This window comes from Nonomuraea lactucae, from assembly GCF_003313395.1.
In the GTDB taxonomy this organism is placed as follows: Bacteria; Actinomycetota; Actinomycetes; order Streptosporangiales; family Streptosporangiaceae; genus Nonomuraea; species Nonomuraea lactucae.
The window spans coordinates 1-11594 of record NZ_QNFZ01000983.1; the positions used below are offsets into that span (position 1 = coordinate 1).

The window sequence follows — 11594 nt, forward strand, 5'->3', positions numbered from 1 at the left end:
CCCGCGCGGGCCGCCCGAGCGGTGCGGCGGATGCCCGGTGACGGTCCCGTCGCCCAGCTCGTACGGCGGGCGTTCGCCGAGCTGCCGGAGCCGGAGCCGGTGCCCGGCCTGCTCACCCACGGCGACTGGCACCTGGGCCAGCTCGTCCGGCGGGAGGACCGCTGGCTGCTCATCGACGTCGACGACCTGGGCGTCGGCGACCCGGCCTGGGACCTGGCCAGGCCCGCCGCCTGGTACGCCGCCGGGCTGCTGGACCCGGACGTGTGGCGCCGGTTCCTCGGGGCGTACCTCGCCTCGGGAGGGCCGGCCCTGTCCGGCGGCCTGGACGGCCTGTCCGGCGGCGAGGACCCGTGGCGACGGCTCGACCTACCCGCCCGGGCACTGACGGTTCAGCTGGCCGCCGTAGCGGTGTTCAACGCCCACCGCGACGGGCGGGAACTGGACGACGTGGAGCATTCGTTAGTCGAGTCGTGCAACAGAATCGTCCGAGCGTGACGGGGTTGCGCGCGGTAGGTTTTCCCTCACAGACCCGAGGCCAAGGAGACCGACTAGACATGCAGTGCCCCAAATGCCGCGGCAACATGCGCACATATGAGCGCAACGGCGTCCACATCGAGCAGTGTGACAACTGCCGAGGGATCTTCCTCGACTATGGCGAGCTTGAGACGCTGACCAGGATGGAGGCCAGCTACCACTCCGCTCCCCCGCCCCCCGCGCCCGGCCCGGCGTGGGGCGCGCCGCACGGCGGCCACCACGGCGGCCACTACGGCCACCACCGCCAGCGCAGCTGGGTGGGGATGCTGTTCTCGTCCTGATCCCATGGGGGGTGAGGCCACGCACGCGCCATACGTCCGCGGCCTCACCCATGTCCGAGGGTCGGACTTCCCTGGAGCCTGAAGGTCAGGCTGCGATGTCGTTGATCCGGTGGATGCACGAGCAGGGGCAGCCGAATCATCGGGGTCGGGCCCCACAGAGGGATGTTCAGTGACGTCAGCGCTCGCTCCACCTGGAGGCCGACGTCCGGGATCGTGGTGCTGGCCCGCTTCATACCGTTGATCAGTTGCGTCATCAGCGTGGGGTTGATGCCGACCGTGGGGCTCATCGAGGGGCCGCTCCCTGGCTCGGCTGGGACGGCTGGGACGGCTGGAGGGAGTCCAGCAGGGACAAGGCTCGGGTGAACAGGTCCTTGAACGCCCGATCCCACGCGCCTAGATCGGCAGCGAGCCTGTCTCCGGCCTCGCCCTTGAGCGCACCGTCATCGACCAGACGGGCGAGCGCGATCACGTCATCCCCATGCTGATCGCGTAATCGCTCGATGTGACGCCGGGCGGTGTCGATCTCTTCCTGCGTCGCCAGCATCGCCCGTTCTCGTAGAAGGTGGGAGATGCCGGGGTCAATGGCATGGTAACCACTGGAATGTCGGGGTTGAAGCTGAGTGCTGCATACCCTGCGATCCCTATGGATAAGTGGGTTATCGGCGCCCCGAAATCGGCATCACGTTCTGTATGCATGGTGTAACAATGAGCGTCATGCAGTCCTCCCAACATGACGGCCTCGTCAAGACGTTTATCGACCGCCCTCAGCTGGCGGTGGAGATCCTGCGCGACCTCATGGGCGTAGACCTGCCCGACACCCCACTGATCCACGTGACATCCATGAAAGAGATCATGACGTCGACCGACTGGCCCATCCAGGACCCCTTCTTCCGTCACCTTCACGACCGCGGCCTCGAAGCAGGTCTCGTAGAAGGCGAACCTAAAGGCAGGGCGGAAGGCAAAGCGGAGGAGGCCGCCAGGTCGGTGCTGCTCGTCCTGGCCGCCCGCGGCTTCGACGTCCCCGACGACACCCGCGCCCGGATCACCACGTGCACGGATCTCACCCAACTCGAAACCTGGCTCACCCGCGCCGCCACCGCCCAGACCCTCCAGAATCTGTTCAACGAGCCGGGCTGACAGCGCCCGCAACAGTTAGTTGATGCAGCCCAGAGCAGGACGTGGCCCAGCGCATGGACGCTCCCCGGCCCACCGCGTACGAACTCCGGTGCGACACCGACTCCTCGGCTCCAACTTGCTGTGCCACCAGGAGGAGCGCGGGAGTTCACCGAGGAGGAGCCGACGGAGGATGAGCGAAGCCGAGGGCAACCTGCCCGAGGTCATCAATGCCGCCTCTGAGCGTGGCGCGATCGCGTACCTGACCGATCATGGCCGGCGAGTGGCCGCCATCGTTCCCGCCGACGACGCCTGGTACTGGACACCCAGCTGGCATGCGGCCGAAGCCGAGGCCGACCTGATTTCCGAGACAGCCGCATCCGACGCTTCGACAGCATGGATGACATCTTCGCCGAGAGTGACGCCATTCGTGGGGACACTTCGGTTTAGGGTACGAGCGTTCTGGCTCGTTTCTCGCCTTGATGTGGCGTCTATGCAGTAAGCGCGGCTTGCGACGCCTCGTCCAGATGTTCCGCGACCGTCGCCAGCTTGCCGTGGAGATCCTCTGCGTCGATGGTCGGTAGTAGCTGCACGCATATCTCACATGCATGAAAAGCATTATGCTTACATCATGGATGCCACCTTGCAGGTCAGAGGGCTGGATGCAGAAGTGGTCGCCGAGCTGAAAGCACGGGCCGCACGCAAGCGCATGTCGCTGTCCGCGTATGTGGCCGATATCCTCACCGAGGTCGCCGCCGCTCCAGCCCCGGACACGATCAGAGAACGACTGGAGGCGCTGCGGTCGCTCGGCGGCGGGGCGAGTCACGACGACGTCGTAGCCGAGATACGGAAGATCCGCGAGTCGTGATCGTCATCGACTGTTCGGCGCTCGTCGAGGCCCTGGCCGGAGACGCCCCCGCAGACGAACTGCTCGCTCATGTGGCCGAAAACCGGCTCCACATCCCCTACCTGCTCGACTACGAGTTCCGCAACGCCATGCGCGGCATGCTCCTCGGCGGGAAGCTCGGTGAGGCCCGCGCCGAGGGAGCCCGGATCGTCAAGGCGGGCCTGCCCTTCACCCGCCACGCCGACGACCTGACCGCCGATCGCGCCTGGGACCTGCGAGCGAACTTCAACGGTTACGACGCCACCTACATCGCCCTGGCCGAAGCGCTGGACTGCGTCCTCGTCACCACGGACGAGAAGATTTACAAGGTGGCCCGCAAGTACATCAACGTCGATCTCTGCTGATCTCTCGAATGGCTGGCCACGAACGGTACTGACGACCTGCGTTGGGGGATGTCGATCGAGATTGAGGTTGCGCCCATCAGGACGGGAAGTCGTCCGGGTCCACGCCCGAGGTGCGGGCGTTGCCGCCGCTGATCGCGTGCAGTGTGATCCGCCAGTCGTGCCAGCGGATCCGCGTCGCGGTGAACGTGGTCTTGAACCTCACCGACTCCTGGAACCGCTCGAAGCTGCAGTCGCGGGTGAACGCCCGGCTCTTGCCGTCCCAGTCGGCGCCGTGCGTGAAGAAGATCTTGTAGCTGCCGTCGCTGACGCCTCTGATCTTGAACTTCTTCTTCTTGCGCACGTACACGCTGAGCACCTTGGACTTTCCGCGCACGAGCGTGACCACGGCGTCGCGGCTGTCGCCGTTGTGGATCTGCAGCGAGCTGCGGCCGTTGAGACTGCCCCTGCGGACGAACGAGCCGTTGCCCAGCCGCCTCGACTGCTTGCCCTTGGCCTTGACCGTGACCACGTCGGCCGGGTAGTCGCCCGCCTGCTGCAGCGCCTCGCCCGCCGCGTCGAGGGCCTTGAGCCGGTCGTCGAGGGCGGTCAGGACGGCTCCGGAGGTGCACAGGTCGCGGCTGGCGACCTTGCCGGAGGTGGACGACAGCCCGGCGGCGAACTCGCGCAGGCTCGACACGTACGCGTCGTGCTGGGGGCGCACCTGCTCGGGCGGTGACAGCGCGGCCAGCGCGGTGGCGGCGCCGTCCGTCGCCTGCCCGGCACGTTCCAGGCGGGAGTTGAGCGACTTGACGGAGCGCGCGTCGAGCACGCCTTTGAGCGCGTCGGCCACGGCCTTGTGCTGGGGCGTCAGCTCTCCCTTGTACGCCTCGGGGGCGAGCGCTGCCTGACTGGGGGTGGACGTGACAGAGGGCGCGGCGCTGGAGACGGCGGGGGGCTCTCCGAGACCGCCGGCCACGCCGCTGGCCCGGGGCTCGCCGCCCAGCGGCCCCGAGGTGGTCGCTGTGCACGCGCTGACGGTCAGGCTCGCGAGAACGAGCGCGCAGGGGATCAAGCGGGGGGCAGCCATCTGCCACACTATCGCCCGGTTGATCCCCGAACGTCAATCGCGATCAAGCGAGCTTTCGCTCACAGCCCTTAGATCGCGTCCGCTCACAGCCCTCAGATCGCGTCCGCTCAAAGCCCTCAAGATCGCCTCCGCTCACAGCCCTCGAGATCCAGGCGGGCCAGGACCGTGCCCGACACGTGATGATCAGGTATATCGACTGACGGCCGGGGTGGTTTTAGAGTCGGCAGCATCACACCCAGGATCGGCAGCATCACTCTCAGGAGGACACGCATGTCGAGCATTCCCTCCCTGCTGCGCGACCGGATCGCCGCCACTCCCGACGCCGAGGCATACCGGACGCCGTCGGGCGACGGCTGGACCTCCCTGTCCTGGCGGGAGGTGGGCGAGCGCGTCCGCGGGCTGGCGTTGGGGCTGGCCGCCATCGGCGCGGGCCCCGGCACCAGGGTGGCCATCCTCAGCTCCACCAGGCTCGAGTGGATCCTCGCCGACCTGGCGGTGCTGTCGACCGGCGCGGCCACCACCACGATCTATCCCTCCAACACGGCGGCCGAGTCGGCGTTCGTCATCAACGACTCGGGCAGCACGATCGTCATCGCCGAGGACGACGACCAGGTGGCCAAGGTCCGCTCGGTGCAGAAGGAGCTGCCCGACGTGAGCCACGTCGTGGTGATCGACGGCACGCCGAGCGACGACGGGTGGGTCGTGCGGCTCGACTCGCTGAGCGGCGAGGGCGACTACGAGGCGATGGTCGACGCCATCGGCGCGGGCGACCTGGCCACGCTCATCTACACCTCCGGCACCACCGGGCGCCCCAAGGGCGTGGAGCTGACCCACGACAACTGGCTCTACACGGGCAGCGCGGTCCGCGAGCTCGACCTGCTCTCCGGCGACGACCTGCACTTCCTGTGGCTGCCGCTGTCGCACTCGTTCGGCAAGCTGCTCGAGGTCGTGATGATCGCCGTCGGCGTGCCGACCGCCATCGACGGCAGGCTCGACAAGATCGCCGAGAACCTGGGGGCGCTCAGGCCGACGTTCATGGCCGCGGCGCCGCGCGTCTTCGAGAAGATCCACAACACGGTGGCCGCCACCGTGCAGCGCGAGGGCGGGCTCAAGCTGCGCATCTTCTCGTGGGCGCGGGAGACCGGCCTGCGCGTGGTGCGGGCCCGCCAGCGCGGCGCGGTCATCCCGTTGACCAGCCGGATCGAGTACGCGCTGGCCGACCGGCTGGTCTTCGCCAAGCTGCGCGAGCGGTTCGGCGGGCGCATCCGCTTCTTCATCTCGGGGGCCGCCCCGCTCTCGCAGGACATCGCCGAGTTCTTCGACGCGGCGGGCCTGACGATCCTGGAGGGCTACGGGCTGACCGAGTCGTCGGCCGGAAGCTTCCTCAACCTGCCCGACACGGTGAGGTTCGGCACGGTGGGGCTGCCGCTGCCCGGCACGAAGGTGCGCATCGCCGACGACGGGGAGGTCCTGATCGGCGGGCGCGGCATCATGCGCGGCTACCACGGCCTGCCGGAGGAGACCGCCCAGGCGCTGGACGACGGCTGGCTGCGCACGGGCGACATCGGCGAGCTCGACTCCGCGGGCCGGTTGACGATCACCGACCGCAAGAAGGAGCTGATCAAGACCTCCGGCGGCAAGTACGTCGCGCCGACCTACCTGGAGGGCCGGATCAAGGCGGCCTGCCCGTACGTGTCGCACGTGTTCGTCCACGGCGACCGGCGCAACTACTGCACGGCGCTGGTGACGCTCGAGATGGACGTGGTCAGGCCCTGGGCGGAGGCCGAGGGCCTGCCGCCGGACCCGGAGGAGCTGCGCGTCCACCCGCGCATGCGCGAAGAGGTCCAGAAGGCCGTCGACCAGGTCAACTCGGGCGAGGCCGGCTACGCCACGATCAAGAGGTTCGCCATCCTGGCGGAGGACTTCACCGTGGAGTCCGGTGAGCTGACGCCGAGCCTCAAGATGAAGCGCAAGGCCGTGGAGACCCGCTACGGAAGCACCCTCGACGAGCTCTACGAGCGACCCGCGTAGTCGCCCCGGGGCGGGCGTGGACACGTCCGCCCCCCGCCGCGACGGCTCACAGCACCCGCCTGGCGCCGGGCAGCGACGCACCAGGAAGGCCTCGAAGAGCGCGGGTCAGGAGAGGGAGGGGGTGCGCCGGAGCTGCGCGGCGGCGGCGCGAACCTCGGAGGTGAAGGGGGCGGGGCGCAGCGTGGCGGGGTCGAGGTTGACGTTGACCCGGTAGCCGTCCGCGTGGCGGACCGACCGGTCGGGCGACAGGACGCTGAAGCCGTAGACGCCGCTGGTGCGCCCCATCCGGTCCAACCAGAAGTCGACCAGCACCTCCCCCGCGCCGGCGATCGGCGCATGGTAGGTGATCTTGAACTCGCGCACCGCCACGCACACGTCCTTGAACCGCGACACCGCGGGGTCGATGCTCCAGCCCTGCTCCGCCCAGAAAGCCGAGATGGCCCGCTCGACGAGCAGGGAGTAACGGGAGTTGTGCAGCATGCCTAACACGTCGAGATCGTCGAGGTGTATCTGCACAGGTCGGGTCTGGGTCACGCGGGATCCTCCGGGAGAAGTGCCGGGTCGGTGGCGAGGGCGCGCAGCCGCTGCAGCACGGCGCGGCGGGCACGGGTGTAGACGAGGTCGTGGTCGTGGAGCCGGGACTGGACGACGGCCGCCTCCCCGAGGGCGTCGATCTCGTAGGCGAGCTGGGCGGCGTCCGTGGCGGGCGAGAGCTCGCCCAGCGTCACGGCCTCCGCCACCGTTCGCTCGAGGAACGCGAGCCAGTCGGACGTGATCTCGGCGATCCGGTCTCTCACCGGGCCGGGCCGGTCGTCGAACTCGATCTGGGCCACGAAGAAGAAACAGCCGCCGGGCAGCACCCTGTCGGCGTAGAAGGTCAGGCGGGCCTCGTGCAGCGCCACGACCCGCCGCACCCCGGGGGGCTCACGGAGCCCGGGGGTGACGATCCGCTCGACCCACTGGCGGCACGCCCACTCGATGGCGTCGAGCTGAAGCTGCTGCTTGTCACGCCAGTGCGCGAAGAAGCCGGACTTGCTGACCCCGGCCGCCGCGGCGAGCGTGCCCAGGGTCAGCCCTTCGAGCCCGTGAACCGAGGCGAGCGCCACGGCCCGCCCGAGGATCGCCTCCCGGCTCCGCTCCCCGCGGACCCGGCGGCCATCCGTCTTGGTTTCGGTCATGGCACAACTATATACGACCGACCGGTCGTTCATCTTTCTGGATCCACGATGCGAGACGGCAAACGGGGCATATGCTGACGTGACCACCTTGCCATGGAAGGCGAGCAGGCGAGCCATGAGAGCGGTCATCCGCGACCGATACGGTCCCCGGAGGCGCTGCGCCTCGCGGAGGTCGACCGGCCCGCACCAGGGGGCGACCGAAACGGCCACGCGCGGAGTTCGTCCGCGTGCCGGAGAGCGCCCCGCGGAGAAGCGGCTGAGCGACGGGTCAGGAGCGTTCGAAGGCGGCGAGGAGGCGGTCCGCCGCCAGGGCCGGGGTGAGGGTGCCGGCGAGCACCTCCTCCTCCACCTGCCCCGCGATGGCCGCCACCCGCGGATCGTTGCGCAGCTCCGCCAGCAGCCGGTCGTGCACCAGCGTCCACGTCCAGCGCACCTGCTGGCGGCGGCGCTTGGCGGCCAGGTCCAGGCCCTCCTGGTGCCTCAGGATCCGCTCCCACAGCGCGGGCAGGCCGTCGCCGGTCTCCCCGCTGCAGGTGAGCACCTGCGGCGGCGGGGTGTCCGAGCGGAGCAGCCGCAGCGCGCCGGCCAGCTCGCGCGCCGCCTTGCGGGCCGCGAGGAGGTGCTCGCCGTCCGCCTTGTTGACCGCGACGACGTCCGCCAGCTCCAGCACGCCCTTCTTGATGCCCTGCAGCTGGTCGCCCGTACGGGCCAGCGTGAGCAGCAGGAACGTGTCCACCATGTCGGCGACCGCGGTCTCCGACTGCCCGACTCCCACCGTCTCGACGAGGACGACGTCGAACCCGGCCGCCTCCACCACCACCATCGCCTCCCTGGTGGCCTTGGTCACGCCGCCGAGGGTGCCGGAGGTGGGCGAGGGCCGGATGAACGCCGACGGGTCGGCCGACAGGCGCGACATGCGGGTCTTGTCGCCGAGGATGCTGCCGCCCGTCCTGGTCGAGGACGGGTCCACGGCCAGGACGGCCACCCGGTGCCCCTCGCCGGTGAGCATGGTGCCCAGGGCGTCGATGAACGTGGACTTGCCCACGCCCGGCACCCCCGAGACGCCGACGCGGCGGGCCTGGCCGGCCAGGGGGGTGAGCTCGACGAGGAGGCGCTGGGCCAGCTCGGCGTGGTCGGGCCGCGTGGACTCGACCAGGGTGATCGCACGCGCGATCCACGTCCGGGAGCCGTCCTTCACGCCCCGGACGTAGGACTCGAGCGACCGCATGCGCCTCCCCTTTCCCGCGTCGCGCGGCCCCGCTTGATCAGCGTCGCGCGGCCCTGCATCAATGTCGCGCCGCCCCCCTTGATCAGCCGCGTCGCGCGGCCCCGATTGATCAGCTTAGGGACACTGGTCAGGGTCACGAGTGGTGGCGGGCGCGGAGGTCGTCCAGGAGGCCGAGGGCGGCGTCGGCGATCACCGTGCCCGGGGGGAAGATCGCGGCGGCGCCCGCCGCGCGCAGCTCGTCGAAGTCGCCGGGCGGGACGACCCCGCCCACCACGATCATGATGTCGCCGGCGTCGAGGTCGGCCAGCGCCTGCCGCAGCGCGGGCACCAGCGTGAGGTGCCCGGCGGCCAGCGAGGACACGCCGACGATGTGCACGTCGGCCTCCACGGCCTGGCGGGCGACCTCCTGCGGCGTCTGGAACAGCGGGCCGACGTCCACGTCGAAGCCGAGGTCGGCGAACGCGGTGGCGATCACCTTCTGGCCGCGGTCGTGGCCGTCCTGGCCCATCTTGGCCACGAGGATGCGCGGGCGGCGGCCCTCGGCGCGCTCGAAGTCGGCGCACGCCTGCCGCACCCGCTCGATGACGGCGGAGGGGCCCGCCTCGTCGCGGTACACCCCTGAGATGGTACGGACCTGACCGGCGTGCCTGCCGAACACCCGCTCCAGCGCGTCGGAGATCTCGCCCACGGTCGCCTTGGCGCGGGCGGCGTCGACCGCGAGCTTGAGCAGGTTGTGGTCGAGGCCGGGAGCCGGGTCGCCGGCGGCCTTGGTGAGGGCGTCGAGCGCGCGGGCGACCGCGCCGGCGTCGCGCTCGGCCCGCAGGCGGCGGAGCTTGTCGAGCTGCTGGGCGCGTACGGCGCTGTTGTCGACCTTGAGCACCTCGATCTGCTCGTCGGCGTCGGAGCGGTACTTGTTCACGCCGATGACCGGCTGCCGCCCGGAGTCGATGCGGGCCTGGGCGCGGGCCGCGGCCTCCTCGATGCGCAGCTTGGGCAGCCCCGCCTCGATGGCCCTGGCCATGCCGCCCGCGGCCTCGACCTCCTCGATGTGGGCCCAGGCGCGTTCGGCGAGGTCGTGGGTGAGGCGTTCGACGTAGTAGGAGCCGCCCCACGGGTCGATCACCTTGGTGGTGCCCGACTCCTGCTGGAGCAGGAGCTGGGTGTTGCGGGCGATGCGCGCGGAGAAGTCGGTGGGCAGCGCGAGCGCCTCATCGAGGGCGTTGGTGTGCAGGGACTGGGTGTGGCCCTGGGTGGCGGCCATGGCCTCGACGCAGGTGCGGGCCACGTTGTTGAAGACGTCCTGCGCGGTCAGCGACCAGCCGGAGGTCTGGCAGTGGGTACGCAGCGACAGCGACTTGGGGTTCTTCGCGCCGAAGCCGGAGACGAGCCGCGCCCAGAGCAGCCGGGCGGCGCGCAGCTTGGCGACCTCCATGAAGAAGTTCATGCCGATGCACCAGAAGAACGACAGCCGGGGCGCGAACCGGTCGACGTCCATCCCGGCCGCGACGCCCGCCCTGAGGTACTCGACGCCGTCGGCGAGCGTGTAGGCGAGCTCCAGGTCACAGGTGGCCCCGGCCTCCTGGATGTGGTAGCCGGAGATACTGATGGAGTTGAACTTCGGCATCTTCTCGCTGGTGTAGGAGAAGATGTCCGAGATGATGCGCATCGACGGGGCCGGCGGGTAGATGTAGGTGTTGCGGACCATGAACTCCTTGAGGATGTCGTTCTGGATGGTCCCCGCGAGCTGCTCCGGGGCCACCCCCTGCTCCTCGGCCGCCACGATGTAGAGCGCCAGGACGGGCAGCACCGCCCCGTTCATGGTCATCGACACCGACATCCTGTCGAGCGGGATGCCGTCGAACAGCTGCCGCATGTCGTAGATCGAGTCGATCGCCACCCCGGCCATGCCCACGTCGCCGGCGACCCGCGGGTGGTCGGAGTCGTAGCCGCGGTGCGTCGCCAGGTCGAACGCCACCGACAGGCCCTTCTGCCCGGCCGCGAGGTTGCGCCGATAGAAGGCGTTGGAGTCCTCGGCCGTGGAGAAGCCCGCGTACTGGCGGATCGTCCAGGACTGGTTGACGTACATGGTGGGGTACGGCCCGCGCAGGAAGGGAGCGATGCCCGGACAGGTGCCCAGGAAGTCGAGCCCCTCCAGGTCGGCCGCCGTGTAGAGCGGCTTGACGGCGATGCCCTCGGGCGTGTCCCACACCTCGCCGCCCCCGCGGGCCGCCTCCCCGGGCGTCTCGCCCGGACCGTCCAGCGGGACGCCGGAGAAGTCGGGGATCATCGGGCCACCTCCAGGGCGTCGAACGTCGTGCGGAGCACCTCAAGGGCGTCGCACCCGGCGTGCAGGCGGCCGTCGACGCCCCGGTAGTGCCCCTTCCCCGCCAGCCAGACCATGTGCGCGCCGGCCCGTCTCAGCGCCGCGGCCACGGCCTCGGCGTGCTGCTCGTACATCCGGTCGCTGGAGCACAGGCAGGCGACCGTGGTGCCGCTGATGGCGAAGGCGGTCGCGATCTGGTCGGGGTCGGTCCCGGGGCCGGCGGTCTCGGTGGCCAGGCCGCCCGCCTGGAAGAGGTTCGCGGCGAACGTGGCGCGCGGGGTGTGCGCGGCGACCGGGCCGATCGTGGCCAGGAACACCTTGGGCCGCTCCGGCTGGGCGTCGGCGAGGTCGCGCAGCGCCTCGTACTCCTGGGCGTACCGGACCACCGGCAGCCCGGCCTCCCCTGGGGCCCACGGCGTCTCGGCCGCGGTGGCCTCCCGCGCCCGTGCGGTCCCCGCGCCGGCGGGGCGGCGCAGGGACTTCTCGCCGAGGTTCGGGAACTCGCTGACGCCGGTGATGGTGAAGCGGCGGTGCGCGATGTCGGCGGCGCGGCGCTCCCTGGTCGCGCCGACGCGCTCGGCCACCAGCG

General features: G+C 70.2%; 15 protein-coding genes. 7 read left to right on the forward strand and 8 right to left on the reverse strand.

The annotated features are described in order from the left end of the window. Window positions 1–495: phosphotransferase family protein (locus DQW85_RS35000; RefSeq protein ID WP_162795621.1), on the forward strand; the 495-nt coding region annotated here is incomplete at its 5' end. 59 nt (window positions 496–554) lie between these two features. After that, complete coding sequence (locus DQW85_RS35005) at window positions 555–815, forward strand: TFIIB-type zinc ribbon-containing protein (RefSeq protein WP_113704042.1); 261 nt, start codon at window positions 555–557, stop codon at window positions 813–815. A gap of 44 nt (window positions 816–859) precedes the next feature. Here the strand turns inward: DQW85_RS35005 and DQW85_RS35010 are convergent, their stop codons facing one another. Continuing rightward, window positions 860–1102 (reverse strand): hypothetical protein, encoded by a 243-nt coding sequence (locus tag DQW85_RS35010; RefSeq protein ID WP_113704043.1) that lies wholly within the window; start codon window positions 1100–1102, stop codon window positions 860–862. After that, window positions 1099–1359, reverse strand: coding sequence for a hypothetical protein (locus DQW85_RS35015; RefSeq protein WP_113704044.1), 261 nt, complete (start codon window positions 1357–1359; stop codon window positions 1099–1101). The genes DQW85_RS35010 and DQW85_RS35015 overlap by 4 nt, the downstream gene beginning before the upstream one ends. Before the next feature lie 161 nt (window positions 1360–1520). Here DQW85_RS35015 and DQW85_RS47230 point away from each other — a divergent pair, with 161 nt between their 5' ends. The 4 genes from DQW85_RS47230 to DQW85_RS35030 all read left to right on the forward strand — a co-directional run bounded on the left by DQW85_RS47230 (window position 1521) and on the right by DQW85_RS35030 (window position 3179). Beyond that, window positions 1521–1952 carry an RpnC/YadD family protein gene (locus DQW85_RS47230; RefSeq protein ID WP_162795622.1) on the forward strand — a complete coding sequence of 144 codons (432 nt, stop codon included), beginning with the start codon at window positions 1521–1523 and terminating at the stop codon, window positions 1950–1952. Between the two features lie 169 nt (window positions 1953–2121). After that, the gene (locus tag DQW85_RS45060; RefSeq protein ID WP_162795623.1) at window positions 2122–2430 is read left to right on the forward strand and encodes a type II toxin-antitoxin system Phd/YefM family antitoxin; all 309 of its coding nucleotides are present in this window, start codon (window positions 2122–2124) and stop codon (window positions 2428–2430) included. A 129-nt stretch (window positions 2431–2559) separates the two neighbouring features. Further along, window positions 2560–2796 carry a FitA-like ribbon-helix-helix domain-containing protein gene (locus DQW85_RS35025; RefSeq protein WP_162795624.1) on the forward strand — a complete coding sequence of 79 codons (237 nt, stop codon included), beginning with the start codon at window positions 2560–2562 and terminating at the stop codon, window positions 2794–2796. After that, the gene (locus DQW85_RS35030; protein WP_113704047.1) at window positions 2793–3179 is read left to right on the forward strand and encodes a type II toxin-antitoxin system VapC family toxin; all 387 of its coding nucleotides are present in this window, start codon (window positions 2793–2795) and stop codon (window positions 3177–3179) included. The genes DQW85_RS35025 and DQW85_RS35030 overlap by 4 nt, the downstream gene beginning before the upstream one ends. A gap of 76 nt (window positions 3180–3255) precedes the next feature. Here the strand turns inward: DQW85_RS35030 and DQW85_RS35035 are convergent, their stop codons facing one another. Next, window positions 3256–4245 carry a hypothetical protein gene (locus DQW85_RS35035; protein ID WP_162795625.1) on the reverse strand — a complete coding sequence of 330 codons (990 nt, stop codon included), beginning with the start codon at window positions 4243–4245 and terminating at the stop codon, window positions 3256–3258. A 270-nt stretch (window positions 4246–4515) separates the two neighbouring features. Between DQW85_RS35035 and DQW85_RS35040 the strand changes: the two genes are divergently transcribed. Then, window positions 4516–6276 carry an AMP-dependent synthetase/ligase gene (locus DQW85_RS35040; protein WP_113704049.1) on the forward strand — a complete coding sequence of 587 codons (1761 nt, stop codon included), beginning with the start codon at window positions 4516–4518 and terminating at the stop codon, window positions 6274–6276. 105 nt (window positions 6277–6381) lie between these two features. Here the strand turns inward: DQW85_RS35040 and DQW85_RS35045 are convergent, their stop codons facing one another. From DQW85_RS35045 to DQW85_RS35065, 5 genes are all read right to left on the reverse strand, one after another. Next, window positions 6382–6810, reverse strand: a complete 429-nt coding sequence (locus tag DQW85_RS35045; protein ID WP_240197632.1) for an acyl-CoA thioesterase — start codon at window positions 6808–6810, stop codon at window positions 6382–6384. Next, window positions 6807–7454 (reverse strand): TetR/AcrR family transcriptional regulator, encoded by a 648-nt coding sequence (locus DQW85_RS35050; RefSeq protein WP_113704050.1) that lies wholly within the window; start codon window positions 7452–7454, stop codon window positions 6807–6809. Before DQW85_RS35050 ends, DQW85_RS35045 begins: the two co-directional genes overlap by 4 nt. Before the next feature lie 268 nt (window positions 7455–7722). Then, entirely contained in the window at window positions 7723–8682 is a 960-nt protein-coding gene (gene meaB, locus DQW85_RS35055; RefSeq protein WP_113704051.1) for a methylmalonyl Co-A mutase-associated GTPase MeaB, read from the reverse strand. A gap of 133 nt (window positions 8683–8815) precedes the next feature. Further along, entirely contained in the window at window positions 8816–10969 is a 2154-nt protein-coding gene (gene scpA, locus DQW85_RS35060) for a methylmalonyl-CoA mutase (protein ID WP_113704052.1), read from the reverse strand. Further along, the coding region (locus DQW85_RS35065) for a cobalamin B12-binding domain-containing protein (protein ID WP_240197633.1) at window positions 10966–11594 on the reverse strand (629 nt) is incomplete at its 5' end. The genes DQW85_RS35065 and scpA, both read right to left, overlap by 4 nt.